This is a genomic window from Nocardia barduliensis, from assembly GCF_013315795.1.
In the GTDB taxonomy this organism is placed as follows: Bacteria; Actinomycetota; Actinomycetes; order Mycobacteriales; family Mycobacteriaceae; genus Nocardia; species Nocardia barduliensis.
In genome coordinates, this window is the sequence record NZ_JABLTE010000058.1 from 1 (window position 1) to 26,548 (window position 26,548).

Genomic DNA, 26,548 nt, shown 5'->3' on the forward strand with positions numbered 1-26,548 from the left:
GCAAGACCACAACCGAACCCCACCACACACGCCCAACCCACGCAGCAAGACCACAACCGAACCCCACCACACACGCCCAACCGCCGGTTCCGAGCGAAGCGAGACCGAGCATTGCCCGTTCGCGGCCCGGCTCGCGTCCGAGCGGCCGCCGCGTCCGCGACGAAGGAGCAAGCGGCGGCCGCTCGGACGCGAGCCACAAGGGGCCGCGAACACCCAGCGCCGCAGGCGCTGGAAACCAACACAGTGGCAGCATGGCGGTATGGATTCGGTTGACATGTCGCGTATCGAGGCGGCCGCACGGCTGCTGGCCCCGGTGATCCGGCGTACGCCGCTGCTGGCGTCGCGGGCGCTGTCCGAGCCTGCGGGCACCGAAGTGTGGTTGAAGTGCGAGAATTTGCAGCGGACCGGCTCGTTCAAGCCGCGCGGCGCCTACAACCGGATCGCCAATCTGCCGCAGGAGGCGCGCGCTCGCGGTGTCGTCGCCGCGAGCGCGGGTAATCATGCGCAGGGTGTCGCGTGGTCGGCGTCTTCGCTCGGCATCGCGTCCACGGTGTTCATGCCGGTCGGGGCGTCGCTGCCGAAATTGATGGCGACCAAGGCCTATGGCGCGCAGGTGCGCCAGGTCGGCGAGACCATCGACGAGTCGCTGGACGCCGCCCTGGATTTCGCCGAACAGTCCGGCGCGACGCTGATCCACCCGTTCGACCATCCCGATGTCGTGGCCGGTCAGGCCACCCTCGGGCGGGAGATCCTGCGGCAGTTGCCGCAGGTGGGCACGGTGCTGGTACCCACCGGCGGCGGTGGGCTCCTCGCGGGTGTCGCGGTCGCGATGCGGCACCTGGCGCCGGATGTGCGCGTCATCGGGGTTCAGGCGGCGGAAGCTGCCGCCTGGCCTGCCTCGCTGGCGGCGGGTCAGCCGGTCCGGATCGACCGGATGTCGACCATGGCCGACGGCATCGCGGTCGGTCAGCCCGGTGCGGTGCCCTTCGCCCATGTGGCCCAGTTCGCTTCGCGCATTGTGACGGTGGACGAGGAAGCGCTGTCGCAGGCGTTGCTGCTGTGCTTGGAACGCGCGAAGCTGATCGTCGAGCCGGCGGGCGCCGCGGCGGTGGCCGCCCTGATGAGTCACGCGCCGGAGGAACTCGGCCTGCACGGACCGGTCTGCGCGATCCTGACCGGAGGCAACATCGACCCGTTGCTGTTGACCCGCGTGATCGGGCACGGTCTGAGCGCGGCGGGCCGCTATCTAGCCGTGCGCGTGACGATCTCCGATCGTCCGGGTGCGCTGGGGGCCCTGCTCGCGGTGATCGGCAAGACGGGCGCAAGCGTCGTGGACGTGGCGCATTCGCGCACCGGGACCTGGCTGGCGGTGGACGAGGTGGAAGTGGCGCTCACCCTGGAAACGCGGGGTTCCGACCATCGTGACGACGTGCACACCGCACTCGCGAACGCCGGATACGCAGTTCGCGTCGCGGATTGACCGGGGAGTTATCGCGTTCCGTCGGCGGGATGTCCGGTAACCGCTGAAGTCAGTGCGCGCCGCCGAGTTCCAAGGCCAGCACACCGATGATCACCAGCGCGATGCCACCGACCTGCACCACCGTCAACCGCTCGTCCAGGAACAGCACGCCGATCAGCGCGATCGCCGCGACGCCGACCGCCGACCAGATGCCGTAGGCGACCCCGATCGCCATGCCCCGCTTCAACGCCTGGGCAAGGAAGAAGAACGCCGCGCAGTAACCGATCACCACCACGATCGACGGGACGAGCTTCGTGAAACCCTCGGAAAGCTTGAGCGAAACGGTGGCGGTCACCTCGGAGGCGATGGCCAGAGCGAGCAGGAGCAAGGTCATTTTCGCAGCGTAGCGAGAGCCGCGGCGTACGGCCGTCGGGGCGCTGCCGCTCCCCAGCAGGGGGAATGCACACTCCGGCGGCCGCGGTCACCGCGTCAATACGATCGGCCGATGCATTGCTCGAACGTTGCGGCAACCGCCTTTCCCTTCGATGAAGTGACCTGTAACGAGTTGCCGTATACCGAGCGCGACGAACGGTATCGGCGTTTGCACGACTGGCCCGAACCGAGCTACGCGCATCGGTCGGGTCTGCGCATGATCTGGAAGTACGCCGACGTGCGCGAGGTGCTGGACGCGACGACGCCGGGCATCTCCAACGCGAATTCGCTGGACCCGCTGGTCGGCTACGCGCGTATCGCGGCGACGCCGCGAGCCATCCCGCACTTCGTCCGGCACCTGGTTCCGCCACCGGCGAAGGCGACCGCCAACCTGGCCGACGACCGGTTGCACAAGCGCGTCTGGAACACCATGGCGGGACCGACCGGGCATTTCACCATCTCCCCCGCCGATCGGCCCGCGCGGGCCGCGGCGATGGCCGAGCACTTCCACGAGGCAGTCCGCGACGCGGAATTCCGGCCCGGCTCGCCGTTGGACGTGACCGCGCTTTCGATCGGTTACGCCGCCCGGACCGTCGGTGCGGCGGTCGGCCTGCCCGCGGCGGACTGGCCGCACGTAGCCGCCTGGAGCGGAGCGCAATCGGGACTGCTCGGCCGGGTAATGCGTGGACGTGAACTGGCCGACGCGGTGAGCGCGCTCGGCTGGTTGTTCACCGTGAGCGGCAAAGCGGTGCGGGAAGGCCGGGGCAGCGCGGCGCCCGGGTTCGCCCGCAGGCTCCGCGACGCCGGGCTCTCCCACCGCATCGCGGTCTCGGCCATGGCGAATTCGCTCGCCGCCGGAGTGCACACGGTCAGCGGCAGCATCCAGCAAGGCGTCCAGCGGTTGCTCGGCGATCCGGACCGGGCCTGGTGGAACCTGCTCGCCGAAGCGGAGGGCGGCACCCGGGTCACGGCGAAGATCCTCCAGCTCGATCCCGGGCTGGTGGCGTGGAAGCGTCGGGCCAAGACGCCGGTCGTGCTGTCCAGCGGCACGCGGCTGCCTGCGGGGCCGGTGCTGGTACTGTTCGCCGCGGCCAACCGCGATCCGGAGGTCTTCCCGGACTGTCTGGCACTGCACGGTACCGGCAAGCTGCCGTTGACCTTCGGGTTCGGCAGGCACGTCTGCCCTGGTAAGAGCATGGCGACACTGGCCGTCGAGGTGTTTCTCCGGCAGCTGCGCGAGCTCGTGCCGGAAGCCGAGATCGTGCCGGATTCCGGTCGCACCGTCCGGCGCCGCGGCGATCTGCTGTTCAGCGGCGCGGACGTCACCGTCACCGGATAGCCGGATTCGGACTCCTTCGCGACAACGCATCTGGCGGGTGGTCTCGCGGATCGCTGATCGGCGATCCGGCCGAGATCCGCGCGACCGTGGGCATCTGGGTCGGCGCCGGGTTCAGCCGATCCAGGCCCGCGCCGCTGCCGCCGCCTCGCGCACTTCCGCCAGCTGCACGGCGACCTGCGCACCGGCCGTGCCGCCCCGGGCATTGCGGGACGCGATGGACCCCTGCACGGTGAGCACCTCGCGCACCTTCCCGGTCAGTGCCGGGTCGACGGCGGCGAACTCCTCGTCGGTGAGTTCGTCGAGGCCGACGCCGCGCGCTTCGGCGGCGCGCACGCACGCGCCCGCCGCCTCGTGCGCGACCCGGAAGGGGACGCCCTGCCGGACGAGCCATTCGGCGATATCGGTGGCCAGCGTGAAACCGGCGGGCGCGAGTTCGGCCATGCGGTCGGTATGGAAGGTCAGCGTGGAGACCAGGCCCGCGATGGCGGGCAGCAGGAGTTCCAGTTGCGCGACCGAGTCGAACAGGGGTTCTTTGTCTTCCTGGAGGTCACGGTTGTAGGCCAGCGGTTGCGCCTTGAGGGTGGCCAGCAGGCCGGTGAGGTTGCCGATCAGCCTGCCCGCCTTGCCACGGGTGAGTTCGGAGACGTCCGGGTTCTTCTTCTGCGGCATGATCGACGAGCCGGTCGACCAGGCGTCGGCCAGGGTGACGTAGCCGAATTCCGGGGTGCTCCACAGGATCACCTCTTCGGCCATGCGGCTCAGATCGACGCCGATCATGGCCAGCACGAACGCGGCCTCGGCGGCGAAATCCCGCGCCGAAGTAGCGTCGATCGAGTTCGCGGCGGCCGCGTCGAAATCCAGTTCGGCGGCGATCGCCTCCGGGTCCAGCCCGAGCGAGGAGCCCGCCAGCGCGCCGGAACCATAGGGCGACACGGCCGCGCGGCGGTCGAAGTCGCGCAGCCGGTCGAGGTCGCGCAGCAGCGGATGGGCGTGCGCGAGCAGGTGGTGGGCCAGCAGCACGGGCTGCGCCGCCTGGAGATGCGTTTTGCCGGGCATCACCGCGTCGGGGTGCGCGGCGGCCTGCTCGACCAGCGCGTCGATCACCGCGAGCACGCCGGCGGCCACCCGGCGCACGCCATCGCGCAGCCACATCCGGAACAGCGTCGCCACTTGGTCGTTGCGCGAACGCCCCGCCCGCAGGCGGCCACCGAGCTCGGTCCCGACCCGCTCGATCAGGCCGCGTTCCAGCGCACCGTGCACGTCCTCGTCCGACTCGGCCGGACCGAAAGCGCCCGAAGCCACGTCAGCCGCCAGGCGGTCCAGTCCGTCCAGCATGCCCGCGAGATCGGACTCCGAAAGCAGGCCCGCCTTGTGCAGCACGCGCGCGTGCGCTTTCGAAGCGCGGATGTCGTAGGGGGCCAGCGCCCAGTCGAAGTGCGTCGACTTGCTCAGCGCGGCCATGGCCTCGGCCGGGCCGGAGGCGAATCGCCCGCCCCACAGCGCGCCCTGGTTCGTGCCGCCGCTCATGCTGTTCCGCCTCTCCGGGTATTCAGGCTCCCCGCCTCTCCGAGCCTCCAGGCCGTACGAGTCGGGGACGGGGTGATTTGCGTTCAGGTCTTGCGTGGGATGCCACTCGGACTCGTCCACCGCGATGATCTCGACGATAGACACCATCGGACGCGTAGCTGCTCGACGTCCCCTATCGAGATGCAGCGGACGGGCGTGCCGGAACAAATGCGCTTCGGTCCTGCGTCCGGTTCCTTCAGATGTCGCACTGCTGCCCGGTTCAGCGCCACCACGAAGGCCGCCTCGGGGCTTCGGGCAAGCAGCGTGCCGGTGCGCAGGGGCACCGGCACGGGCGCTGGTTACTTCTGGTTCAGGTCGCGGCGGGCGGCGACCTTGGAGGACAGGCCGTGGATCTGGACGAAGCCCTTGGCCAGGGACTGGTCGAAGGTGTCGCCCTCGTCGTAGGTGGCCAGGTTGAAGTCGTAGAGCGACTGCTCCGAGCGGCGGCCGTTGACCACGGCCGAGCCGCCGTGCAGCACCATCCGGATGTCGCCGGAGACGTGCTGCTGGGTGTCGCCGATGAAGGCGTCCAGCGCCCGCTTGAGCGGGGAGAACCACAGGCCGTCGTAGGCCAGCTCGCCCCAGCGCTGCTCGACCTGCCGCTTGTAGCGGCCCAGCTCGCGCTCGATGGTGACGTGCTCCAGCGCCTGGTGCGCGGTGATCAGCGCGATGGCGCCCGGAGCTTCGTAGATCTCCCGGCTCTTGATGCCGACCAAGCGGTCCTCGACCATGTCCAGCCGGCCGATGCCCTGGCGGCCCGCGCGGTGGTTCAGCTCGACGATCGCCTCCAGCACGCTCACCTGGCGGCCGTCGATGGCCACCGGCACGCCCTTGTCGAAGGTGACGATCAGTTCGTCGGGAGCCTCGAAATTGACGGTCGGGTCGGAGGTGTAGTCGTAGACGTCCTTGGTCGGGGCGTTCCACAGGTCCTCGAGGAACCCGGTCTCCACCGCGCGGCCCCAGACGTTCTGGTCGATGGAGAACGGCGACTTCTTGGTCACGTTGATCGGCAGCGCGTTCTCCTCGGCGAAGGCGATGGCCTTCTCCCGGGTCCACGCGTAGTCGCGCACCGGCGCGATCACGTTCAGGTCGGGCGCGAGCGCGCCGATGCCGACCTCGAAGCGGACCTGGTCGTTGCCCTTGCCGGTGCAGCCGTGCGCGACCGTGGTCGCACCGTGGAACTTGGCGGCCTCGACCAGGTGCTTGACGATGAGCGGGCGGCTGATCGCCGACACCAGCGGGTACTGGCCCATGTACAGGGCGTTGGCCTGGATGGTGGGCAGGCAGTACTGGTCGGCGAACTCGTCGCGGGCGTCGATCACGATCGCCTCGACCGCGCCGCAGTCCAGCGCGCGCTGGCGCACCACGTTCATGTCCTCGCCGCCCTGGCCGAGGTCGATGGCCACCGCCACCACTTCGGCGCCGGTCTCCTTGCCGATCCAGCTGATCGCGACGGAGGTGTCCAGCCCACCGGAGTAGGCGAGTACGACGCGCTCGGACATGTTCTGTGTGCTCCTCGAAGTTTCGTGTGCGTGATACGGACCGGCTTCCCGCCACAGCGGCCCGCACGTCCTGCAAATGATTATGCACGACGATGCAAGCCCATTCATAATCGGGTGGGGTGTCGCCCTGTGCTGGGACAACAGCTCCGTCTACACCCTCGCACAGGCGCCGTCTTCCGCGCTCGCGACGCCTACCCGCAGGCGGAAAAGGAGCGGATCCACCCACTCGCCCGCAGGTGAGCACACCGCCGGACACGCCGACGCGGCCGCGCCCGTCGCTGCACAGGAGCCGCGCCCGGCTCAGGCTAGCTGTTCGATCTTGGCGGCCACCGCGGCCCCGGTCAGCGGCTCGCGGGCGATGACGGCAATGGTGTCGTCGCCCGCGATGGTGCCGACGATGTACGGCAGTGCGGCGCGGTCGAGGGCGCTGGCCAGGTAGTGGGCGGCGCCGGGTGGGGTGCGCAGGACCGCGATGTTGCCGCTGGCGTCGGTGGAGACCAGCAGGTCGCCGAGCAGCTTGGACAAGCGGTCGGTGCCGCCGGTGACGCCGCGCACGGGGCTGCCGTCCTCGGGCACCACGTAGACGCCCGCGCCGCCGTCGGCGGCGCGCAGTTTCACCGCGCCCAGTTCGTCCAGGTCCCGCGACAGCGTCGCCTGCGTGGTCTCGATGCCCTCGGCGGCGAGCAGCGCGGCCAGTTCGGTCTGGCTGCGCACCGCGTGCGCGGACAGCAGTTCGATGATGCGCGACTGTCGTCCGGCGCGGGTGCGTGCGATGGCCGGGCCGCTTCTGACCTCGGTCACGTCGCTCTCCCGGATCGTCGCTCGAGCAGCCAGACCAGCAGCGCCTTCTGGGCGTGCAGGCGGTTCTCCGCCTCGTCCCACACCACGCTGTGCGGCCCGTCGAGCACCTCGTCGGTGACCTCTTCGCCGCGGTGCGCGGGCAGGCAGTGCAGTACGACCACATCCGGCTTGGCGTGTGCGAGCAATTCGGCGTTGAGCTGGAACGGACGGAACGGACCGACCCGGTCCAACCCGTCGTTCTCCTGGCCCATGGAGGTCCAGGTGTCGGTGACCAGCGCGTCGGCGCCCCACGCTGCGGCGATCGGGTCGCCGGTCACCGTGATGGTGGCGCCGGTCTCGGCGGCACGCTTGCGCGCGGCCTCCACGACCCACGGCTGCGGCTCGAAGCCGGCGGGCGCGGCGATGGTCACGTTCAGCCCCGCCGTGGCGCCGCCGAGCAGCAGCGAGTGCGCCATGTTGTTGGCGCCGTCGCCGAAGTAGGCGAGTTCCCGCCCGGTCAGATCGCCCTTGTGCTCGGCGAGCGTCTGCAGGTCGGCGAGCACCTGGCACGGATGGAACTCGTCGGACAGCGCGTTGACCACCGGCACCGTGGCGGTGGCGGCCATCTCGTCCAGCCGGGACTGCTCGAAGGTGCGCCACACGATGGCCTCGACGTACCGGGACAGCACCCGGCCGGTGTCGCCGAGGGTCTCCTCCCGGCCCAGCTGGGTGTCGCGGCCGTCGACGACCACCGCGTGCCCGCCGAGCTGCGCGATGCCCATCTCGAAGGAGAACCGGGTGCGGGTGGAGTTCTTCTCGAAGATCACGCCGACGCCGCGCGGGCCGTCCAGCGGGCGCCGCGCGAACGGCGACTTCTTGAGTTCGGCGGCGAGGGCGAGGATCTCGGCCTGCTCAGCCGGGGTGATGTCGTCGTCACGCAGAAAGTGCCGCACGGAATTCATTGCGCCGCAGCTCCTTTCGCGTCCGCGAGCGCGGTGTCGAGGATCTCCGGCAGGTCGGCGACGAAATTGTCCGCCTGCGTCTCGGTGAGCACCAGCGGCGGCGCCAGCCGGATCACGTCCGGCTTGGCCGGGTTGACGAGGTAGCCCGCTTCCCGCGCCCGCGCCTCGACCTGCGCGGACACCTGGTCGGTGAGCACGATCCCCAGCAGCAGGCCCGCACCGCGCACCTGATCGATCAGCGGGTGCTCCAGCAATTCGATGCCGTCGCTGAGCCGCTTGCCGACCGACTCGACGTGCGAGAGCAGGTCGGTCTCGTCGATCGTGCGCAGCACCGCGAGCGCCGCCGCCGCGCACACCGGGTTGCCGCCGAACGTGGTGCCGTGCAGGCCGGGGGTGAGCAGATCGGCTGCCCGTCCGTTGGCCAGCACCGCGCCGATGGGCAGGCCACCGCCGAGCCCCTTGGCCAGGGTGATCACGTCCGGCACGATGCCGACGGCCTGATGGGCGTAGAACTTGCCGGTCCGGCCGATGCCGGTCTGTACCTCGTCCAGGACCAGCAGCGCACCCTTGCGCGCGGTGATCTCGCGTGCCTTGGCGAGGTAGTCGAACGGCGGGACCACCACGCCGCTCTCCCCCATGATCGGCTCGAGGAACACCGCGGCGGTGTCCTCGTCGACTGCGGCGTCCAGTGCCGCGGCGTCGCCGTAGGGCACGTGCACGACGCCGGGCGGCATCGGTTCGAACGGGGTCCGCTTGGCCGGCTGGCCGGTGAGGGCCAGCGCGCCCATGGTGCGGCCGTGGAAGGCCTCTTCGCAGGCGACCAGCTTCGGCCGCCCGGTGAGCCGGGCGATCTTGAACGCCGCCTCGACGGCCTCGGTGCCGGAGTTGCAGAAGAACGCCCGGCCCTCGCCGTCGCCGAAGTGCGCGAGCAGCCGCTCGGCCAACTCCAGGACCGGTTCGCTGGCGTACAGATTCGACACGTGCCCGAGCGTGCCGAGCTGCTGGGTGACCGCCTCCAGGATCGCCGGGTGGGCGTGGCCGAGGCTGTTGACCGCGATGCCGCCGAGGAAATCGACGTAGCGCTTGCCGTCCGCGTCGTAGACCACGGCCCCCGCCCCGCGCACCAGCGCGACCTTCGGTGTGCCGTAGTTGTTCATCAGCGCGGCGGACCACCGCTTCTGCAGTTCAGCTGTGCTCATTGTTTCGTTCCGTCCGGTGCGCCGGACCCGCTCGGGATGAGCGGGGCGGGAGTCACCATCGTTCCGATTCCTTCTCCGGTGAACAGTTCCAGCAGCACGGCGTGCGGGACCCGACCGTCGATGACGTGCGCGGTCGGCACCCCTGCCGACACGGCGCGCAGGCAGGCTTCCATCTTGGGCACCATGCCCGCATCCAGGCGCGGGAGCAACTCGGCCAGCGCCGCCGTATCGATGCGGGAGGTGAGCGAGGATCGGTCCGGCCAGTTCGTGTAAAGGCCCTCGACGTCGGTGAGCACCACCAGTTTCTCGGCGCCGATGCCCTCGGCCAGCGCCGCGGCGGCGGTGTCGGCGTTGATGTTGTGCACCACGCCCTCGGCGTCCGGCGCGATGGTCGACACCACGGGGATGCGGCCCGCGTCGATCAGGTCGAGCACGGCGTCCGGATTCACCTCGGTGACATCGCCGACCAAGCCGATATCGGTGGGCTCGCCGTCCACCTCGACGGTGCGGCGGGTCGCGGTGAACAGCCCGGCGTCCTCACCGGAGATGCCGACCGCGTACGGGCCGTGCGTGTTGATCAGTCCGACCAGCTCCCGGCCGACCTGGCCGAACAGCACCATCCGCACCACGTCCATCACCTCGGGCGTGGTCACCCGGAAGCCGCCGCGGAATTCGCCTTGCAGGCCGAGCCTTTTCAGCATCGCGCTGATCTGCGGGCCGCCGCCGTGCACCACCACCGGGTGCACGCCGACCGTGCGCAGAAATGCCATGTCGGCGGCGAATGCCTGCTTGAGCTGCTCGTCGACCATGGCGTTGCCGCCGTACTTCACGACCACGATCTTGTCCCGGAACTTCTGCAGCCACGGCAGCGCGTCGGCCAGGACGTGCGCCTTGTCCAGCGCCGAAAGCCTGTGCAACACGTCGCTGGTCATGAGCTGTAGGCCGAGTTCTCTTCGACGTAACCGTGCGAGAGGTCGGTGGTGCGGATGGTCGCGCTCGCGGAGCCGACGTTCAGTTCGATCAGCACCTCGATGTCGGTGCCGGACAGGTCGACCGCGCGGGCGCCGGGCGCGCCGACACCGTCGACACACACCGGCTTGCCGTTGAACGACACCGAGATCCGGTTCGGATCCAGCGTGACCGGCGCCATGCCGACCGCGGCCAGCACGCGGCCCCAGTTCGGGTCGGACCCGAACAGCGCCGTCTTGACCAAGCTGTCGCGGGCGACGGTGCGCGCCGCGACCACGGCCTCGTCCTCGGTGGCCGCGCCCGCGACGGTGACCAGCACCCGCTTGGTGACGCCCTCGGCGTCGGCCATCAGCTGGGCGGCCAGGTCGTCGCAGACCGCGAGCACGGCGGCGTCGAGTTCCTCCTGGCTCGGCGTGACCTCGCTGGCGCCGCTGGCCAGCAGCAGCACCGTGTCGTTGGTGGAGCAGGAGCCGTCCACGTCGAGCCGGTCGAAGGTGCGCGCGGTGGCGTTGCGCAGGGCCTGGTCGAGCTGGTCGGCGGTGACCGCGGCGTCGGTGGTGAGCACCACCAGCATGGTCGCCAGTGACGGGGCCAGCATGCCCGCGCCCTTGGCCATGCCGCCGACGTTCCACTTGTCGCGATGGTGGAACGCCGACTCTTTCGGCACGGTGTCGGTGGTCATGATGGCCCAGGCGGCATCCGAGCCGCCGGACAGGCCGCCGCCCATCTCGTGCACGATCTCGGTGACGGCGGGGATGAGCTTGTCCATGGGGAGCCGGTCGCCGATCAGCCCGGTCGAGCAGACCGCGATCTCGCCCGCGCCGGTCTCGGTGCCCCAGTTGCTCAAGGCGGCGGCCAGTTCCTCGGCGGTCTTGTGCGTGTCCTGGAAGCCGCCGGGGCCGGTGCAGGCGTTGGCGCCGCCGGAGTTCAGGATCACCGCGCGCAACCGCTTGCCGGTCAGCACCTGCTGCGACCACAGCACCGGAGCGGCCTTCACCTTGTTGCGGGTGAACACGCCCGCGGCCGGGTATTCCGGCCCCTCGTTGAACACCAGCGCCAGATCCGGCTTGCCGCTGGCCTTGATGCCCGCGGCGATGCCCGCCGCGCGGAAGCCGAGCGGCGCGGTCACGCCCTGGGTCCGGACCAGCTTGCCGTCGGCGATGTCGGATGTCGTCACGGTGCCACTCCTACGGTGGAAAGTCCTGCGGTCTCCTCGAATCCGAGGGCCAGGTTCATCGATTGCACCGCCGCGCCCGCGGTGCCCTTGGTCAGGTTGTCGATCGCGCCGATCACCACGAGCAGGCCCGCGTCGGCGTCCACCGCTACCTGCAAGGTGACGGCGTTGGAACCGAGCACCGAACCGGTCTGCGGCAGCGTGCCCTCCGGCAGCAGGTGCACGAAAGGCTCGTCGGCATAAGCTTTCTCGTAGACGGCGCGGGCCTGCGCGGCGTCTACGCGAGTCGGCGCGGTGCAGGTGGCGAGGATGCCGCGCGGCATCGGCGCGAGCACCGGAGTGAACGACACCGCGACCTCCGCGCCGCCCGCGGCCGCGAGGTTCTGCGCGATCTCCGGCGTGTGCCGGTGCGCGCCCGCGATGCCGTAGGCCCGCGCCGAGCCCATCACCTCCGACCCCAGCAGCCCGATGTCCAGCTTGCGGCCCGCGCCGGACGCGCCGCTGACCGCGACCACGTGCACGGCGGGCTCCACGATGCCCGCGGCGACGGCGGGAGCCAGCGCGAGACTGGCGACGGTCGGGTAGCAGCCGGGAACCGCGATCCGGGTCGCCGAGCGCAGCTTCTCCCGGCCGCCGGGCAGTTCGGGCAAGCCGTAGGGCCAGCTGCCCGCGTGCGGGCTGCCGTAGTATTTTTCCCAGGCCTTCGGGTCGGTGAGCCGGAAGTCGGCGCCGCAGTCGATGATCACCGTGGACTCGGGCAGCTCGGCGGCGATAGCCCCCGACTGGCCGTGCGGCAGGCCGAGGAAGACCACGTCGTGTCCGGCCAGTTCGGCGGCCGTGGTCGGCGCGAGCACCCGATCGGCCAGCGGCAGCAGATGCGGCTGCAACTCCCCCAGCGCGGTGCCCGCGTTGGAGCCCGCGGTGAGCGCCCCGATGACGAGGCGCCCGGTTCGATAGGCCGGATGCCCCAGCAGCAGACGCAACACTTCGCCGCCCGCGTACCCGCTGGCACCGGCTACCGCGACCCGCACGACGGGTTCGGTCGGGTGGGGGGCATCCGAGGAATCAACCATGTGATGATTATGCATGACCATGCAAGCTCATTCACAGCCTGGGTTGCCGCGCCCGGTCACCACCACCTGATACCCGCCGCCTGGCCCACCAAACCGCGCGATCGGGACACCGTCGGCGGCGGCCCGTCCTGGCCGGGCAGGCGCCCTGCGGCCGGCCATCGCGAGCGACCGAGACACCCGGCGCGAGCGACGTATGCCACGGCTCAGCGCAGCACCGCCGGGTCGATACCCAGCGCTTCGGCCAGCCCGGCTTCGCCCCGCGCGGTAACCCGCACGGCACGGCCGCTACCGACGCCCTTGATCCACGCCAGCTCTTTCAGGCGGCGGCACAGCTGTGCGCCCGCCGAGCCGCCGAGATGCACGCGGCGCTCGGTCCAGTCGAGGCAGGGCCTGGCCACCGGGCGGCGCGTGGCGCGCAGCGCGGCAGGGTCGACGCCCATCGAGCCGGTGAGCCACGCCGAGCCGGAATCGGTGAGGGCGAACCCGCTGTCACCGCGGAGCAGGCCACGCGCGGTCATGGCGTCGGTGATCGCCACGCCGAGCCGGCCCGCGAGATGGTCGTAGCAGGTGCGGCCACGAGCCAGCGCGGCGGCGACCGTGGCGGTACGCAAGCCGGTCACCGGGCGGCCGGACGGGTCGAGATGAGCGACCATGCCCTCGAGCAGTTCCGCGACCCGCGGACAGGCCAGCTGGACGTAGCGGTGCCTGCCTTGACGGTGTTCGACCAGCAGACCGCCGTCGCGCAGGCGGTCAAGATGCTCGGTCGCGGTGGACGCGGCGACACCGGTGTGACGCGCGAGCTCGCCCGCGGTCCACGCCCGTCCGTCCAGCAGGGCGAGGCAGATGTCGGCGCGCGTGCGGTCGGCGAGCAGGGCGGCCAAGCCCGCCAGTTCGGCTCCTCTGGTCGGCACCACTCCATGATGGCGGCCCCTCGTTTCGGAGGGCGCCGAAACGTCCCGTGGCTACCGTCGCGGCATGACTTCGTCTTCTCCGGCGCCCGGCGCGGCCACCTCGCCGACCAAGTTCGATATCTTCCACGGTCTGCATCACCGTGACCGGCCCCTCGTCCTGCCCAACGCCTGGGACTTCGCCTCGGCCGCGCTGCTGGCGACCGAGGGATTCCCGGCGATCGGCACCACCAGCCTCGGCGTGGCCGCCGCGGCGGGGCTGGCCGATGGCGTGAGCCTCACGAAGGCCGAAACGCTCGCATGCGCCCGTCGCCTGGCGCGACTGCCGATCCCCGTGACCGTCGACATCGAGGGCGGCTTCGACGAGCGGCCCGGCGCGGTCGCGGATTTCGTCGAACAGCTCGCCGCCTGCGGGATCGCGGGCGTCAACCTGGAAGACGGCCGTGCCGGATCGGCGCTGGCGGCGCCGGAGCACCAGGCCACACTGATCGCCGCGATCAAGGAACGCGCGCCGCAGTTGTTCGTCAATGCCCGTATCGACACCCACTGGCTGGGCCTCGATCACGGCTCGACCCACGCCCGCGTGCGACGGTACGAAGCGGCCGGAGCCGACGGCGTCTTCGTGCCGGGTCTGACCGACCCGGAGCGCATCGAGCGGATCGTGGCGGCGACCGAACTGCCGGTCAACGTTCTCTATGCCGCCACCGGCCCCGGCATCGCGACGCTAACCGGGCTCGGCGTGCGCCGGATCAGCACCGGATCACTGCTCTACCGCTCGGCGCTGTCGGCCGCAATGGAGGTCGCGCGCGCCGTGCGGGACGACGCCCCCATTGCGTCCGGCATCGTGAGCTATACCGATATACAACGTCTCCTGCCCGCGCACACCAGGTCGTGAGCAGCGATTCGTCCGGATCTCGGAGGAAATTTCCGCGCCGCTGTCGATCCGCCCCGGCTTCGTTCGTATAGGTGGTGAGACCGGCGCCGGGCCGGTCGCGGAAGGAGCGGAGATGAGCGAGATCATCGCGGTGGAACACCTCACCCTGGACGGCGTCGTGCAGGCCTCGGGGCGGGCCGACGGGGACGCATTCACCCCCGGCGGCTGGGCGCACCGGTACGACAGCCCGGTGCAGGCCGAGATCATGGGAAGGCACACGACGGCCCACGGGTGGACCGGCACCGGTGTCATCATCACCACGTACCGGCGCGGATGAGGAGGACGAGGCGATGAAGCACTACCTGCTCAGCATCTACCAGCCCGACGGCGAAGGCGTCCCGGACAACCTGGACGAGATCATGCGCGATCTCGGCGCGCTGAACGACGAGATGCGGGCGGCGGGAGCGTGGGTGTTCGCGGCGGGCCTGCACGCGCCGGGCACCGCGACCGTGCTGCACGCCCGAGGCGACGACGTGCTGATCACCGACGGCCCGTATGTCGAGGGCAAGGAGCACATCGGCGGGTTCACCGTCATCCGCGCCGCGGATCTCGACGAGGCGCTGGAGTGGGGCCGCAAACTCACCAGCGTCCTCACGCTGCCCATCGAAGTCCGGCCGATCCAGGACGAATAGTTGAGCAGGCCCGTGACCGGCTCGGTGATCGAAGCGGTCTTCGCCGAGCACTACGGCCGTGCCGTCGCGAGCCTGATCCGCGTCTTCGGCGACATCGGCGTCGCCGAGGACGCGGTGCAGGACGCGTTCACCGCCGCCGTCCAGCGCTGGCCCGCCGACGGTCTCCCGCCGAGCCCGCCGGGCTGGATCATCACCACCGCGCGCAACCGGGCGATCGACCGCCTGCGCCGGGAAGCCGACCGCGCCGACCGGCACGCCCAAGCCGCCCTCCTGCACGCCGAGGACGAGCCGGAGCAGCCGGTGAGCGCCGTGCGTGACGACCGCCTCCGGTTGATCTTCACCTGCTGTCACCCCGCCCTCGCGCTGCCCGCGCAGGTGGCGCTGACGCTGCGGCTACTCGGCGGACTGAGCACCGCCGAGATCGCCCGCGCGTTCCTGGTTTCCGAAACGATCATGGCGCAGCGACTGGTTCGCGCCAAAGGCAAGATCCGCGACGCCCGCATTCCCTACCGGGTGCCCGCCGACGCGGATCTGCCCGCCCGGCTGCGCGCGGTACTCGTCGTGGTGTACCTGATCTTCACCGAGGGGCACACGGCCACCTCCGGTGCGCGGCTGGCCAGGGGAGATCTGTGTGCCGAGGCGATTCGGCTCGGGCGCCTGCTGGTCGAACTCATGCCGGACGAACCTGAAGGCGCCGGGCTACTGGCGCTGATGCTGCTGAGCGAATCCCGCCGGTCCACGCGCACCGGCACCGACGGGTCTCTGGTGCCCCTCGCGGAACAGGATCGCAGCCGGTGGGACCGCGATCTCATCGCCGAGGGGCACGCGCTCGTCCGGCAGTGCCTGCGCCGCAACCGGCCCGGACCGTATCAACTGCAGGCGGCGATCAACGCGGTCCACGCCGACGCACCCGTCGCGGTGGACACCGACTGGCGCCAGATCCTGCGGCTCTACGACCAGCTGACCGTGCTCACGCCCAGCCCGATCGTCGCGCTCAACCGCGCGGTCGCGGTCGCCGAAGTGGACGGCCCGGTAGCCGCACTGGCACTGGTGGACGCCCTGGCCCTGGACGGCTACCACTTGTTCCACGCCATCCGCGCCGATTTGCTGACCCGGCTCGGCCGCGCCGCCGAGGCCACCGCCGCCTACGACGCCGCCATCGCCTGCACCGAGAACGCCGCCGAGCGAGCCTTTCTCACGCGTCGCCGAGACAGCCGAAGGCGCCCGTAAGCGCGGGGCTTCGCCCTCGGTCGTCGACGGCGAGTCCACTCCGGCTGCGGTGTCCGCGACGTCCGAGTCGGCGGTGCCCCCGACACGTCCGGCCGGAGCAGCGCCGTTTCCGCCGCCGAGTCAGTGCTTCTGCACCACGCGCTCTCCTTCGCCGGGTTTCCAGATGGTGATGTCGAGGTGGTCGCCCGCGACCTCCACCGTCGACGCGCCGGTGAGATCGGCGACGTAGAAGTGGTCGAACTCCTGGCCCCTGATGTCGAAGCCGGTCTCGTCGAACAGATGCTGGGCGAAGCGGGTGTGCACGTCCCGGTCGGGCAGGTCCACGACGGTGCCGAAGAGTTTGGCGTCGCCGTCGGACACGTTCGTGTCGACGGTGGCGGTGTGCAGGCAGAAGCGCGGATCCCGGGCGAGATCACGGAATTTGGTCGTGCCCGGCATGCCCGCGAGCACCAGCCACTCCGCGAAGACTCGCGGCTCGATCGGGCTGATCCGCGGGTAACCGTCGGAACGGAGGGTGCCGAGCATGCAGAGATTGCCCGCGGCGCGGTGCCTGCGCAGGAAGATCTCGGCGATGTGCGGCGCTTCTTCGGTGAATTGACTCCAACTGGTCATGACCAGGACCGTACGGGCAAAACCTGTCGTCTTCTGTCAAGGTTTCCGGCTAGTGTCGCGGGCATGCGGGCGAGTCGACTGGTGCAGCTGCTGTTGCTGTTGCAGACCCGCGGCCGGCTGACCGCGCCCGAACTGGCCAGGGAACTGGAAGTCTCGGTGCGCACCGTGTATCGCGACGTCGAGGCCCTCTCGGCGGCCGGTGTGCCGGTCTACAGCGAGCCCGGCCGCGCGGGTGGCGTGCGGCTGCTGGACGGCTACCGCACCCGGCTCACCGGCCTCACCACCGACGAAGCCGACGCGGTGCTGCTGACCGGCTTGCCCGGCGCGGCCGCGGATCTCGGGCTCGGCACCGTGCTGGCCACCGCGCAGTTGAAGGTGCTCGCCGCGCTGCCGCCGGAACTGCGCGGACGCGCGACGCGCATCGCCGAGCGGGTGCACGTCGACGCGCCGGGCTGGTTCCACCGGCCGGAGGAGACGCCGACGCTCGCGACGATCGCCGACGCGCTGTGGCACGACCGCACGCTACGGGTGCGCTACGGCCGCAAGGACAAGGTGGTCGAGCGCCTGCTGGACCCGCTCGGCCTGGTACTCAAGGCGGGCACCTGGTACCTGGTCGCCCGCAGCGGGCACACGCCCCGCTCGTATCGGGTGGGCCGGATCCTCGCCGCCGAACCGACCGGCGAATCCTTCACCCGCCCGGCCGATTTCGATCTGCGGGCGCACTGGACCGACGCCGCCGACGATTTCGCGCGTTCGATGCTGCGGGTCCGGGCGCGCTGCCGGATCGCCGCCACCCACCTTCGGTACCTGCGGCTGATGATCGATCCGGCAGCGGTCCCTGAGGCGCTGGCCTCCGCGGGAACGCCCGACGCCGAGGGGTGGGTGGAGGTCGTCGTGCCTTCCGAGTCCTTCGACGTGCTCGCGCACGGGATCCTCCAGCTCGGCGAGTTCGTCGAAGTGCTGGAACCGCCGCAGTTGCGCGCTCGGCTCGCGGCGACGGCCGCCGCGATGCACGCGCGCTACTCCGGCGGTTAGCACGTTCCGGCCGGCGGCCGCCCGCAGGGTCAGCGCAGCTTGCGGAAGAATTCGCGCACGTCCGCGATCAACAGGTCCGGCGCCTCCATCGCCGGGAAATGCCCGCCGCGGTCGAATTCGGTCCACCGGACGATGTTGTGCGCGTCCTCGGCGAGTTTGCGGATCGACAGATCTCCGGGGAAGAGCGCCGCGGCGGTCGGCACCTCGGACTTCCGCACCGATGCTCCCCATGCCGCGGATTCGCTGTAGAGCCGCAGCGAAGAGGCGAAGGTTCCGGTGAACCAGTACAGGCTGACATTGGTCAGCAGGGCGTCGCGGCCCACGGCGTCCTCGGGCAGTTCGATCGCCGGATTCGTGTACTGCCGGAACAGGTCGGTGATCCAGGCCAGCAGCCCGGCGGGCGAGTCCTGGATGCCGATCGCCAGCGTCTGCGGACGGTTGGCTTGCAGGGTGGCGTAGTCGTAGCGGGCATAGCTGTCGGGGCCGGTGAGCGCGGCCAGCTTCGCCTGATCTTCTGGGCTGTACTCCGGCTCGGTCCCGGCCGAGGACCACTCGTCCTGCTCCTGCGCCGCGCCCCAGGATTCGGCGTCACCGCCGTCCCATGCGGGGATGGTGATCGGACCGTTCACGTGCAGGCCCACGAGGTGCTCGTGGGCGATATGACCCAACCGAGCGGCGATGAAGTACCCCGCGTCGCCGCCCTGCACGCCGTAGCGGTCGTAACCGAGACGCGCCATGAGTGTCGCGACCACCTCCGCGAACCGCTCGGTCGAGCCCGCCCCCGGTTCCGGTGCCACCTCGGAGAACGCGAAGCCCGGCAGCGAGGGCACGACCAAGTGGAACGCGTCGGCCGGGTCGCCGCCGTGCGCGCGGGGATCGCTCAGCGGTCCGAGCACCTCCAGGAACTCGACGAACGACGCGGGCCAGCCGTGGTTGAGCACCAGCGGCACGGCGTCCGGCTCCGGCGAGCGGACGTGCAGGAAGTGCACCTGCTGCCCGTCGATATCGGTGACGAAATGGGGCAGCTCGTTCAGCTTCGCTTCGACGGCGCGCCAATCGAATCCGGTGCGCCAGTACTCGGCCAGCGGACGCAGATAGGACACCCGCATCCCCTTGTCCCACCCGGCGCCGGGCAGGTCGCTCGGCCACGACGTATCCGCCAGGCGGCGGTGCAAGTCGTCGATCTTTTCCTGCGGGATGTCGATGCGGAACGGGCGAATGTCCTGGTCGGTAGTCATGTCAGTGAAGGTAGTAAGCGCTTAGGACGAGATCGTTCCTAACTTTCCGGCATCCTGGCCTCGTGCTGGAAACGTCGGCTCGCCTGCTCAAACTGCTGGCCCTGCTACAGACCTCGCGCGACCGGACCGGCGCCGAACTGGCCGAGCGGCTCGGCGTCACCGCGCGTACGGTGCGCCGCGATGTCGATCGGCTGCGCGAACTCGGCTACCCGGTGCACGCCACCCAGGGCGCCGCCGGGTACCGCCTCGGCGCGGGCGCCGCGCTGCCGCCGCTGCTGCTCGACGACGAGGAGGCCGTCGCGGTGGCGGTCGGCTTGCGCGGGGCCTCCGCGGGCGCCGTGACCGGGCTCGAGGAGGCGTCGCTGCGCGCGCTGACCAAGCTGGAACAGGTGCTGCCGCCGCGCCTGCGCCACCGGGTCCGCACGCTGCGCGGCGCCACCTTGCGCGTCGGCGCACCCGGCAGCGAGGTCCGTCCGGACACCCTCATGGCCATCGCCGAAGGGTGCCAGCGCCACGAACGGCTGCGGTTCGACTATCGCGCGCTCGACGGCGCGCCCAGTGTCCGCACCGTCGAGCCGCACACCCTCGTGCACTTCAGCAGGCACTGGTACCTGGTCGCCTGGGACGTGGACCGCGCCGACTGGCGCACCTTTCGCGCCGACCGGATCACGCCGCGAATCCCGACCGGCCCCCGATTCCGACCTCGTGAGCCGCCGGAGGGCGATGTCGTGGCGTATCTTTCGATGCGGCTGTCCACCCGCGCCTGGCCACAGCAGGCGACGGTACTGCTGCACCGGTCCGCGGCGTATGCCGCCGACCGTGTCTGGCCGGGGATGGGCGTCCTGGAGGCCGTCGACGACCACAGCTGCCGCCTGCTGGTGGGCGCCGAGTCAGCTGAGCAGCTGGTGTGGATGATCACCTCGGTCGATCTCGACTTCACGCTGCTCGCCGGTCCGCCGGAACTCGTCGAAGCCCTGCGGGCCCAGGCCGCCCGCTGTGAGCGCGCGCTGCGCGCCTTCCCCGCGCCGTAGCTCGGGCGCGGCGGTCAGCAACGCCAATCCAGGACCGAACCCAGCGATCTCAACTGCACGGAGTCCGGGACCGCCCGCACCAAGGCGTCGCGGATCGCGACCACAGGCGGGAAGGACAGTTGCGCCGCCGCGCCGATCCACCGGGAGCGGGAGGCGATCATCCGGGTGCGCGGCCTGCGTTCCCGGTCGTAGTCGGCCAGGTCGGCCCCCGCGGCGGCCACTCTGCCGAGCACCACCGCGTCCTCGAGCGCTTGGCAGGCGCCTTGCCCGAGGGTGGGCAGCATCGCGTGCGCCGCGTCTCCGACCAGCGCGATCCGCCCGGCCACGAACGTCTTCAGCGCAGACAGGTCGTAGAGGTCGTGCTTCAGCACCTCGGCGTCCCCGGCCGCGGCCAGCAGAGCGGGGATCGGCTCGTGCCATCCGCCGAACCGGGCGCGCAACTCCGCCGCTCCGCCGCCCGGCGTTCCCTCGGGCATGTTCGCGGTGGCGAAGCAGTAGACCCGGCCGTCGGCGAGCGGGACGTATCCGAAACGCTCCCCTCGCCCCCAGCTCTCGCCCATGCCGGTGATCGGCCCGTGCGGCGTGACGACCATTCGCCACGCGGTGTAGCCGCTGTAGCGCGGCCGCACCGCACCGCAGACGGCGCCGCGTACGACGCTGCGCAGGCCATCGGCGCCGACGACCACGTCTGCGCCGGACGTTCCTGCCGAGTGCACCACCGTGCCGTCGGCCCGAGCCTCGGCCACGGCGACCCCGGTGCGCACCGCCTGCGCAGGCAGCGCCGAGCGCAGCACGTCCACCAGATCGGCGCGGTGCATCATGATCGGGCTGCCGTACCTCGCCCGGATCGCCTCGGCATCGATCCTGGTCAACCACCGGCCCGCGCGGTCGCGGATGCCCGCCGCCCCTTCCTCGACCGCGCGAGCCCGTACCTGCTCACCCACGCCGAGCGCGTCGAGGGCACGAAGAGCGTTGGGCCACAGCGACAGTCCCGCGCCGACTTCGGTGATCTCCGAGGCGCGCTCGAGCACTTCCACGCGCCATCCCTGCCGCAGGAAGGCCACGGCCGTCGCCAAACCGCCGATACCGCCACCGACGATGAGCGCCTCGGGCATGGCTTCCCCTTTCTCCGGACCGCTCGGGCGAGCAGCTACCACGCACGTTACTACATATGTAGTATCGACGCGCGAGCCTGTAACCCGTATCACTACCGATGTAGTATCGAAAGATGTCCACCAAGCGCGAACTCGTCTTGGACGCGGCGATCGAACTGCTGGGCTCGCGCGGCACCCGCGCGCTCACCCACCGCGCGGTCGACGAGGTCGCAGGCATGCCCGCCGGTTCCGCCTCCAACTACTTCCGCACCAGGGAAGCGCTGCTGATCGGGATCGCCGAGCGACTCGAGGCGCGCGACTACGCGGACTGGGAGGCGCTCAACCGGCAACCCACCCCGGGCACGATCACCGAACTCGTCGACGGCATGGCGGCCTTCGTCGTCCACGCGGCGCGGGCCGACCGCGTGCGGACCCTGGCTCGATACGCGCTGTTCCTCGAGGCACAGACCCTGCCCGCGCTGCGCGAGACCGTCCGGCGCGGGCATCGCAGACTGACCGAGTGGGCCGCGGGCCTGCTGGCGGAAGTCGGCGGCGACGAGGCGACGACGCGCATCCTGGTCGGCCAGTTCGACGGAATCATCCTGCACCAACTGGTGAACCCGGCGCCGGATTTCGATCCGCGCCCGGCGCTGGACCGGTTGGTGCGCGCTCTGCTCGCGTCGGACGGCTGACGAACGCGGCGCCTCGCGCCGGTCCGCCCGCGTCCCGCCGGGCACGCCGGCGAATCGTCAGAAGAACGTGTGCAGCAGATCGACCACGCGCGGCACCGGGGCGTCGGCGTCATCGATCACGGGAATGAGCCGCCATTTGTCGAAGGCGGTGCACGGATGCGAGAGCCCGAGCCGCACGACCGCGCCGATCGGCAATTCCGTGGCGGCGCCGCGCGGTAACCGGAGGAACGCGTGCTGATCGTTGAGTGCCGACACCGTCGCGTCCAGCGCGCCGCCCCGCGTGCCCGCGACGCGCTGCGGAATCGGCATCCCCTCGTCGAAAGGAAGATCGCGTTTACCCGCGTCGAGCAGGGCCAGCCCCGGTTCCGGGCGGGACAGGGCGCGCGCCCAGCCGTGCATCGCCGAGCGCAGTGGACGCGCGCACCCGGGCGCCGCCAGCGGCGACATGCTCGCGTAGAAGCCGTCGTCGTGGATGACATACGCTCCCGAGCGCAGGACGACCGTCGTGGCGACACCGTGGCTGCCCGATTCGTCGGAGAGCGGAGCGAGGTACTCGACCGCCAGTTCCGGGTAGGCGCTGCCACCGGCGGTGACGAGCACCTGATACCGATATCGCCCGGCCGCGGCGAGTTCGCGGTGCAAACGAGCGAGTTCGCGGAGGTAGTCGCGCACCGCGCCGAGGCCCGCAGGCGTGCGGTCGTGCGCGAGCGCGCCTTCGTAACCGCCCACCCCGGCGAGCGTCAGCCGGGACGCCGCGCCGATCGCCCGCGCCACGGCGTGCGCCTGTTCCACCGTGCGCGCGCCGGTCCGGCCGTGCGGACCGCCGAGTTCCACCAGCACCCGGATTCGCGCCCGCCCCGGAGCCTCGCGCAGGTGCGCGTCCATGAGCGCGACCGTTTCGGCGCTGTCGGCCCAGCAGAAGAACTCGAAAGACGGGTCACGCTCCAATTCGGCCGCCACCCAGCGCAATCCCACCGGGTCGACCAGCGCGTTGGCCAGCACGACCCGCGCGACGCCGAAGGATCGCGCCACCTGCGTCTGCCAGATGGTGGCTAGGGTGATCCCCCACGAACCCGCGGCCAGCTGGTCGGCCCACAGCCGCGGGGCCATCGTGGTCTTGCCGTGCGGGGCCAATCGCACGCCCGCCGCGCGCACCCACTCGGCCATGATCGCGATGTTCGCCGTCACGGCGGCGTGATCCACGGTGAGCACCGGCGTCTCCAGCTGGTCGAGCGTCGGTTCGGTGCGCAGGAATTCCCGCACGGTGCGGCCCCAGGACGCGGGTGGCATGCCCTTGTGCTCGGGCCCGATCCGGCGCTCCGCGAGCGCCGCAACGGCTGCTTCGTCGATCGGCACGACGCTCCTTCCCACCGGAACCGCCTCGGCGGCTCAGCCCGAGTTGCGCAACGCGGTGGCCAGGCCGTTCATGGTCAGCAGGATGCCACGTTTCACCAGTTCGGAATCGTCCCCGGCGCGCAGGCGGCGCAGCAGCTCCACCTGCATCTGGTTGAGCGGCTCCAGGTAGGGGAACCGGTTGTGGATGGACTCCGCCAGCGACGGGTTGTCGGCCAGCAGGTGATCGTTGCCGGTGATGGCGGCGTGCATGCGCGCGGTCCTGGCGTGTTCGTCCCGGATCATGCCGAAGATCTGCTCGCGCAGCGCCACGTCCTCCACGAGTTCGGCGTAGCGTGCGGCGATGTCCAGGTCGCTCTTGGCCATCACCTGCGCCAGGTTGGACAGCACCGTGCGGAAGAACGGCCAGCGGCGGTACAGGTCGGCCAGGGTGGCCAGGCGCTGCGGGTCGCCGCCGATCCAATCCTCGAGCGCGGTGCCGGTGCCGTACCAGCCGGGCAGCATGACCCTGGCCTGGCTCCACGACATCACCCAGGGGATGGCGCGCAGGTCGGCGACCGAATTCGTGGGCTTGCGTGAGGCGGGCCTGCTGCCGATGTTCAGATCGCCCACCTCGGCGACCGGCGTGGACTGGCGGAAATACTCGACGAATCCCGGGGTTTCGTGCACCAGCCGCGCGTACGCCGCGCGGGCGCGGGCCGCAAGGTCGTCCATGATCCCGTAGGACGGCTCGGCGTCGGCGCCGAGGCCCTCCACGTCCAGCAGGGTCGACTCCAGCGTGCCCGCGATCAGCGACTCCAGATTACGGTGCGCCGCACCGGGTTCGGCGTATTTGGCCGCGATCACCTCGCCCTGCTCGGTGAGCCGCAGCGAGCCGCGCACCGCCCCCGCGGGCTGCGCGAGGATCGCGTCGTAACTACGGCCACCGCCGCGGCCGACCGTGCCGCCCCGGCCGTGGAACAGCCGCAGCCGGATGCCGGTCTTGCGGGCGACCTCGATCAGATCCAGCTCCGCCCGGTACAGCGCCCAGTTCGCGGCCAGGTACCCGCCGTCCTTGTTGGAGTCGGAGTAGCCGAGCATCACCTCTTGGCGCATCCCCTGCGCGGCCACCAGCTCGCGATAGACCTGCACCTCCAGCGCCGCCGACAGCGTCGCCGCCCCGGCGCCCAAGTCCTCGATGGTCTCGAACAGCGGGACGATGCCCACCGGGCAGCTCGGCGGCCCGTCCGGCTCCCCCGGGTCGAGCAGCCCGCCCTCCTTCAGCAGCAGGGCGGCTTCGAGCAGATCGCTGACCGACGTGCACATGCTGATGACGTAGTTCGGCACCGCCTGCGCGCCGAGCGTGTCCACCACTTCCCGTGCGGCGCGGATGATGCCGAGTTCCTTGGCCGCGAGTTCGCTCAGGCGCGCGTGCGGGCCAAGCAGCGGGCGCCGGGTGCGCAGCTCGGCGGCGAGCAGTTCCACCCGGCGCGCCTCCGGCAGGCTCGCGTAGTCGGAATGCACCCCGGCCCAGGCCAGCAACTCGGCGACGACCTGCTCGTGCACCTCGGAGTTCTGCCGCATGTCGAGAGCTTGCAGGTGGAAGCCGAACGTTTCCACGGCATGGCGCAACGCGGCGAGGCGATCGTCGGCGAGCAGGCCGTCACCGCTGCGCCGCAGGGAGACGTCGACGGCGTCCAGGTCGTCCAGCACCGCCTGCGGGGACGGATACGGCCGCGCCCCGGTGTCCAAGCCGTTCGGTGGAACCTCGCCGAGGGCGGACAACGCGGTGGCGGTCAGCCGGGCTCGAACATGATGCAGCGCACGGCGATAGGGCTCGTCGGCGTGCGCGGCCGGGTCGGGATAGCCGGTCTCGGCGAGGGCGGCGACCTCGGGCGTCACCGTGACCAGCCGGGCCGACAGCGACAGCGTCTTCTCCAGCTCCACCAGCTCGCGCAGGTAGCGCTCGAAAGCCAGACCGGCCGCGCGATAAGCGGCCTGACGCACGACATCCGCGTTGACATAGGGGTTTCCGTCGCGGTCGCCGCCGATCCACGAGCCGGGACGCAGGATCGGGCGCGGCAGCAGCTCGACACCCGGCCAGCGCGAGCGCAGCGCGGCGCGCACTTCGGCGTTGATCGCCGGGATCACCTCGAACAGGGTGAGGTCGTAATAGCGCAGGCCCACCGAGATCTCGTCCTGGATGCGCAAGCGGGCCAACCGGATCAGCGCCGTGCGCCACAGGCTCAGCACCTGACGACGGATGCGCAGCTCCAGATCGGCCCGCTCGCGCTCGCTCTCGGCGTAGCGCTGGCGCAGGCGCATCAACTCGGTGATCCTGGCCTGCGCGTCGAAGACGGTGCGGCGGCGCGTCTCCGTCGGGTGCGCGGTGATCACCGGGGACACCAGCGCGTCGGACAGCAGGTCGGCGACCCGGGCTCCGTCGAGCGCCGCCGCGTCCAGCTTGCGGTAGGTGGCCGCGAGCGACGACTCCTGCGGCGGTTCGCCCGCCGCCTCGTGCGCCGCGCGGCGCCGGTCGCGTTGGATGTCCTCGGCCAGATTGGCCAGCAGCACGAAGTAGCTGAACGCGCGAATGAGCGGAAGGGCCACCGCGATGTCCACACCGTCCAGCAGCGCCGCGACGGCGCTGCGCTCGACCTCCTCGCGGCGCACCCGGAACGCCTCGATGCGCACCCGTTCGATGAGGTCGAAGACCTCCGGCCCCTCGTGGTCGCGAATGGTGTCGCCGAGCACGCCACCGAGGAACCGGATGTCGTCGCGCAGCGGCCGGATGGCGTCCTGCTGGGTCTCACTCATCGTTTCGCCCATGATCAGACAGTATTGCCCTGCGGCCTGCGTGGGTATGCGACGCGGCCCACACCGGCCGCGCCCGGGTCAGCTGGGGAGTTCGGAGAAGCGCAGGTGGTTGCCCCACGGATCGCGGAATCCGCAGTCGCGTACCCCGTACGGCTGCGAGATCGGCTCCTGCGTCACCTCGACCCCGGCGTCGCGCAGCCGGGCGAAGGTCGCGTCCACGGCGTCGGTGGTGAAGATCAGTGTGCCCTGCGCGCCGTTGGCCAGCCGAGCCCGCGCCGCCGCGACGGCGGCCTCGTCCGGCACCATCTCCGGGGTCTCCAGAATGAACTCGATACCCGGCTGCTTCGCGGGGCCGACGGTCACCCAGCGCCCACCGGCGAACGGCATGTCCGCGCGCACCTCGAGTCCGATGACGTCGCGATAGAACTCCAGGGCCTTGTCCTGGTCACCGACCAGCACGCCGATGTGGGTGAGGGCGAGGTCCGCGCCGTTGCTCATGATGCTCCTTGTCGTCGTTCGGGACGGGCAACAGTACAGA

25 protein-coding genes are annotated in these 26,548 nt (G+C 70.9%); 9 read left to right on the forward strand and 16 right to left on the reverse strand.

Features of this window, described 5'->3' with window-relative positions:
• The first annotated feature begins 259 nt into the window (after positions 1-259).
• Complete coding sequence (ilvA, locus tag HOV91_RS23335) at positions 260-1,480, forward strand: threonine ammonia-lyase (protein WP_174187535.1); 1,221 nt, start codon at positions 260-262, stop codon at positions 1,478-1,480.
• Positions 1,481-1,529: 49 nt separating this feature from the next.
• Here the strand turns inward: ilvA and HOV91_RS23340 are convergent, their stop codons facing one another.
• Entirely contained in the window at positions 1,530-1,853 is a 324-nt protein-coding gene (locus tag HOV91_RS23340; RefSeq protein WP_174187536.1) for a DMT family transporter, read from the reverse strand.
• 111 nt (positions 1,854-1,964) lie between these two features.
• Here HOV91_RS23340 and HOV91_RS23345 point away from each other — a divergent pair, with 111 nt between their 5' ends.
• Positions 1,965-3,230, forward strand: a complete 1,266-nt coding sequence (locus HOV91_RS23345; protein ID WP_174187537.1) for a cytochrome P450 family protein — start codon at positions 1,965-1,967, stop codon at positions 3,228-3,230.
• Positions 3,231-3,341: 111 nt separating this feature from the next.
• Here HOV91_RS23345 and argH read toward each other — a convergent pair whose 3' ends face one another.
• From argH to HOV91_RS23390, 9 genes are all read right to left on the reverse strand, one after another.
• The gene (gene argH / locus HOV91_RS23350; protein WP_174187538.1) at positions 3,342-4,757 is read right to left on the reverse strand and encodes an argininosuccinate lyase; all 1,416 of its coding nucleotides are present in this window, start codon (positions 4,755-4,757) and stop codon (positions 3,342-3,344) included.
• 338 nt (positions 4,758-5,095) lie between these two features.
• A complete protein-coding gene (locus HOV91_RS23355) occupies positions 5,096-6,298 on the reverse strand; it encodes an argininosuccinate synthase (protein ID WP_174187539.1) in 1,203 nt (400 codons plus the stop codon).
• Between the two features lie 300 nt (positions 6,299-6,598).
• Complete coding sequence (locus HOV91_RS23360) at positions 6,599-7,099, reverse strand: arginine repressor (RefSeq protein WP_174187540.1); 501 nt, start codon at positions 7,097-7,099, stop codon at positions 6,599-6,601.
• Positions 7,096-8,040 (reverse strand): ornithine carbamoyltransferase, encoded by a 945-nt coding sequence (argF, locus tag HOV91_RS23365; protein WP_174187541.1) that lies wholly within the window; start codon positions 8,038-8,040, stop codon positions 7,096-7,098. The genes HOV91_RS23360 and argF overlap by 4 nt, the downstream gene beginning before the upstream one ends.
• Complete coding sequence (locus HOV91_RS23370; RefSeq protein ID WP_174187542.1) at positions 8,037-9,239, reverse strand: acetylornithine transaminase; 1,203 nt, start codon at positions 9,237-9,239, stop codon at positions 8,037-8,039. The genes argF and HOV91_RS23370 overlap by 4 nt, the downstream gene beginning before the upstream one ends.
• Positions 9,236-10,171 carry an acetylglutamate kinase gene (gene argB / locus HOV91_RS23375; protein ID WP_174187543.1) on the reverse strand — a complete coding sequence of 312 codons (936 nt, stop codon included), beginning with the start codon at positions 10,169-10,171 and terminating at the stop codon, positions 9,236-9,238. Before argB ends, HOV91_RS23370 begins: the two co-directional genes overlap by 4 nt.
• Positions 10,168-11,385 (reverse strand): bifunctional glutamate N-acetyltransferase/amino-acid acetyltransferase ArgJ, encoded by a 1,218-nt coding sequence (gene argJ, locus HOV91_RS23380; RefSeq protein ID WP_174187544.1) that lies wholly within the window; start codon positions 11,383-11,385, stop codon positions 10,168-10,170. Before argJ ends, argB begins: the two co-directional genes overlap by 4 nt.
• Complete coding sequence (gene argC / locus HOV91_RS23385; protein WP_174187545.1) at positions 11,382-12,455, reverse strand: N-acetyl-gamma-glutamyl-phosphate reductase; 1,074 nt, start codon at positions 12,453-12,455, stop codon at positions 11,382-11,384. Before argC ends, argJ begins: the two co-directional genes overlap by 4 nt.
• A gap of 203 nt (positions 12,456-12,658) precedes the next feature.
• The gene (locus tag HOV91_RS23390) at positions 12,659-13,366 is read right to left on the reverse strand and encodes an ArsR/SmtB family transcription factor (RefSeq protein WP_174187546.1); all 708 of its coding nucleotides are present in this window, start codon (positions 13,364-13,366) and stop codon (positions 12,659-12,661) included.
• Between the two features lie 64 nt (positions 13,367-13,430).
• Here HOV91_RS23390 and HOV91_RS23395 point away from each other — a divergent pair, with 64 nt between their 5' ends.
• The 4 genes from HOV91_RS23395 to HOV91_RS23410 all read left to right on the forward strand — a co-directional run bounded on the left by HOV91_RS23395 (position 13,431) and on the right by HOV91_RS23410 (position 16,159).
• The gene (locus HOV91_RS23395) at positions 13,431-14,258 is read left to right on the forward strand and encodes an isocitrate lyase/PEP mutase family protein (RefSeq protein ID WP_174187547.1); all 828 of its coding nucleotides are present in this window, start codon (positions 13,431-13,433) and stop codon (positions 14,256-14,258) included.
• Positions 14,259-14,370: 112 nt separating this feature from the next.
• Complete coding sequence (locus HOV91_RS23400; protein ID WP_174187548.1) at positions 14,371-14,574, forward strand: hypothetical protein; 204 nt, start codon at positions 14,371-14,373, stop codon at positions 14,572-14,574.
• Between the two features lie 13 nt (positions 14,575-14,587).
• Positions 14,588-14,929 carry a YciI family protein gene (locus HOV91_RS23405; protein WP_174187549.1) on the forward strand — a complete coding sequence of 114 codons (342 nt, stop codon included), beginning with the start codon at positions 14,588-14,590 and terminating at the stop codon, positions 14,927-14,929.
• A 12-nt stretch (positions 14,930-14,941) separates the two neighbouring features.
• Positions 14,942-16,159 (forward strand): RNA polymerase sigma factor, encoded by a 1,218-nt coding sequence (locus HOV91_RS23410; RefSeq protein ID WP_174187570.1) that lies wholly within the window; start codon positions 14,942-14,944, stop codon positions 16,157-16,159.
• Positions 16,160-16,279: 120 nt separating this feature from the next.
• Here the strand turns inward: HOV91_RS23410 and HOV91_RS23415 are convergent, their stop codons facing one another.
• Complete coding sequence (locus tag HOV91_RS23415; protein ID WP_174187550.1) at positions 16,280-16,771, reverse strand: pyridoxamine 5'-phosphate oxidase family protein; 492 nt, start codon at positions 16,769-16,771, stop codon at positions 16,280-16,282.
• Positions 16,772-16,834: 63 nt separating this feature from the next.
• Between HOV91_RS23415 and HOV91_RS23420 the strand changes: the two genes are divergently transcribed.
• On the forward strand, positions 16,835-17,806 hold the full coding sequence (locus HOV91_RS23420) for a helix-turn-helix transcriptional regulator (protein ID WP_174187551.1): 972 nt from the start codon (positions 16,835-16,837) through the stop codon (positions 17,804-17,806).
• A gap of 29 nt (positions 17,807-17,835) precedes the next feature.
• Here HOV91_RS23420 and HOV91_RS23425 read toward each other — a convergent pair whose 3' ends face one another.
• Positions 17,836-19,044, reverse strand: a complete 1,209-nt coding sequence (locus HOV91_RS23425) for an epoxide hydrolase family protein (protein WP_174187552.1) — start codon at positions 19,042-19,044, stop codon at positions 17,836-17,838.
• 62 nt (positions 19,045-19,106) lie between these two features.
• Here HOV91_RS23425 and HOV91_RS23430 point away from each other — a divergent pair, with 62 nt between their 5' ends.
• On the forward strand, positions 19,107-20,075 hold the full coding sequence (locus HOV91_RS23430; RefSeq protein WP_174187553.1) for a helix-turn-helix transcriptional regulator: 969 nt from the start codon (positions 19,107-19,109) through the stop codon (positions 20,073-20,075).
• Between the two features lie 14 nt (positions 20,076-20,089).
• On the opposite strand, the gene HOV91_RS23435 is transcribed toward HOV91_RS23430, so the two are convergent.
• A complete protein-coding gene (locus HOV91_RS23435) occupies positions 20,090-21,190 on the reverse strand; it encodes an FAD-dependent monooxygenase (RefSeq protein ID WP_174187554.1) in 1,101 nt (366 codons plus the stop codon).
• A 113-nt stretch (positions 21,191-21,303) separates the two neighbouring features.
• Between HOV91_RS23435 and HOV91_RS23440 the strand changes: the two genes are divergently transcribed.
• Positions 21,304-21,861, forward strand: coding sequence for a TetR/AcrR family transcriptional regulator (locus HOV91_RS23440; RefSeq protein ID WP_174187555.1), 558 nt, complete (start codon positions 21,304-21,306; stop codon positions 21,859-21,861).
• A 57-nt stretch (positions 21,862-21,918) separates the two neighbouring features.
• Here the strand turns inward: HOV91_RS23440 and HOV91_RS23445 are convergent, their stop codons facing one another.
• The 3 genes from HOV91_RS23445 to HOV91_RS23455 all read right to left on the reverse strand — a co-directional run bounded on the left by HOV91_RS23445 (position 21,919) and on the right by HOV91_RS23455 (position 26,508).
• A complete protein-coding gene (locus HOV91_RS23445) occupies positions 21,919-23,151 on the reverse strand; it encodes a type III PLP-dependent enzyme domain-containing protein (protein WP_174187571.1) in 1,233 nt (410 codons plus the stop codon).
• A 99-nt stretch (positions 23,152-23,250) separates the two neighbouring features.
• Positions 23,251-26,010 carry a phosphoenolpyruvate carboxylase gene (gene ppc / locus HOV91_RS23450; protein ID WP_174187572.1) on the reverse strand — a complete coding sequence of 920 codons (2,760 nt, stop codon included), beginning with the start codon at positions 26,008-26,010 and terminating at the stop codon, positions 23,251-23,253.
• Between the two features lie 78 nt (positions 26,011-26,088).
• Positions 26,089-26,508: a VOC family protein gene (locus tag HOV91_RS23455; protein ID WP_174187556.1), complete on the reverse strand. Its 420-nt coding sequence runs from the start codon at positions 26,506-26,508 to the stop codon at positions 26,089-26,091.
• Positions 26,509-26,548: the final 40 nt, after the last annotated feature.

What these genes read in the sequence shown, in the direction of transcription:
- ilvA (WP_174187535.1), top strand. Translation starts at nt 260, where the DNA reads ATGGATTCGGTTGACATGTCGCGTATCGAGGCGGCCGCACGGCTGCTG.
- HOV91_RS23340 (WP_174187536.1), bottom strand. Translation starts at nt 1,853, where the DNA reads ATGACCTTGCTCCTGCTCGCTCTGGCCATCGCCTCCGAGGTGACCGCC.
- HOV91_RS23345 (WP_174187537.1), top strand. Translation starts at nt 1,965, where the DNA reads ATGCATTGCTCGAACGTTGCGGCAACCGCCTTTCCCTTCGATGAAGTG.
- argH (WP_174187538.1), bottom strand. Translation starts at nt 4,757, where the DNA reads ATGAGCGGCGGCACGAACCAGGGCGCGCTGTGGGGCGGGCGATTCGCC.
- HOV91_RS23355 (WP_174187539.1), bottom strand. Translation starts at nt 6,298, where the DNA reads ATGTCCGAGCGCGTCGTACTCGCCTACTCCGGTGGGCTGGACACCTCC.
- argF (WP_174187541.1), bottom strand. Translation starts at nt 8,040, where the DNA reads ATGAATTCCGTGCGGCACTTTCTGCGTGACGACGACATCACCCCGGCT.
- HOV91_RS23370 (WP_174187542.1), bottom strand. Translation starts at nt 9,239, where the DNA reads ATGAGCACAGCTGAACTGCAGAAGCGGTGGTCCGCCGCGCTGATGAAC.
- argB (WP_174187543.1), bottom strand. Translation starts at nt 10,171, where the DNA reads ATGACCAGCGACGTGTTGCACAGGCTTTCGGCGCTGGACAAGGCGCAC.
- argC (WP_174187545.1), bottom strand. Translation starts at nt 12,455, where the DNA reads ATGGTTGATTCCTCGGATGCCCCCCACCCGACCGAACCCGTCGTGCGG.
- HOV91_RS23395 (WP_174187547.1), top strand. Translation starts at nt 13,431, where the DNA reads ATGACTTCGTCTTCTCCGGCGCCCGGCGCGGCCACCTCGCCGACCAAG.
- HOV91_RS23400 (WP_174187548.1), top strand. Translation starts at nt 14,371, where the DNA reads ATGAGCGAGATCATCGCGGTGGAACACCTCACCCTGGACGGCGTCGTG.
- HOV91_RS23405 (WP_174187549.1), top strand. Translation starts at nt 14,588, where the DNA reads ATGAAGCACTACCTGCTCAGCATCTACCAGCCCGACGGCGAAGGCGTC.
- HOV91_RS23415 (WP_174187550.1), bottom strand. Translation starts at nt 16,771, where the DNA reads ATGACCAGTTGGAGTCAATTCACCGAAGAAGCGCCGCACATCGCCGAG.
- HOV91_RS23420 (WP_174187551.1), top strand. Translation starts at nt 16,835, where the DNA reads ATGCGGGCGAGTCGACTGGTGCAGCTGCTGTTGCTGTTGCAGACCCGC.
- HOV91_RS23425 (WP_174187552.1), bottom strand. Translation starts at nt 19,044, where the DNA reads ATGACTACCGACCAGGACATTCGCCCGTTCCGCATCGACATCCCGCAG.
- HOV91_RS23435 (WP_174187554.1), bottom strand. Translation starts at nt 21,190, where the DNA reads ATGCCCGAGGCGCTCATCGTCGGTGGCGGTATCGGCGGTTTGGCGACG.
- HOV91_RS23440 (WP_174187555.1), top strand. Translation starts at nt 21,304, where the DNA reads ATGTCCACCAAGCGCGAACTCGTCTTGGACGCGGCGATCGAACTGCTG.
- HOV91_RS23445 (WP_174187571.1), bottom strand. Translation starts at nt 23,151, where the DNA reads ATGCCACCCGCGTCCTGGGGCCGCACCGTGCGGGAATTCCTGCGCACC.
- ppc (WP_174187572.1), bottom strand. Translation starts at nt 26,010, where the DNA reads ATGAGTGAGACCCAGCAGGACGCCATCCGGCCGCTGCGCGACGACATC.
- HOV91_RS23455 (WP_174187556.1), bottom strand. Translation starts at nt 26,508, where the DNA reads ATGAGCAACGGCGCGGACCTCGCCCTCACCCACATCGGCGTGCTGGTC.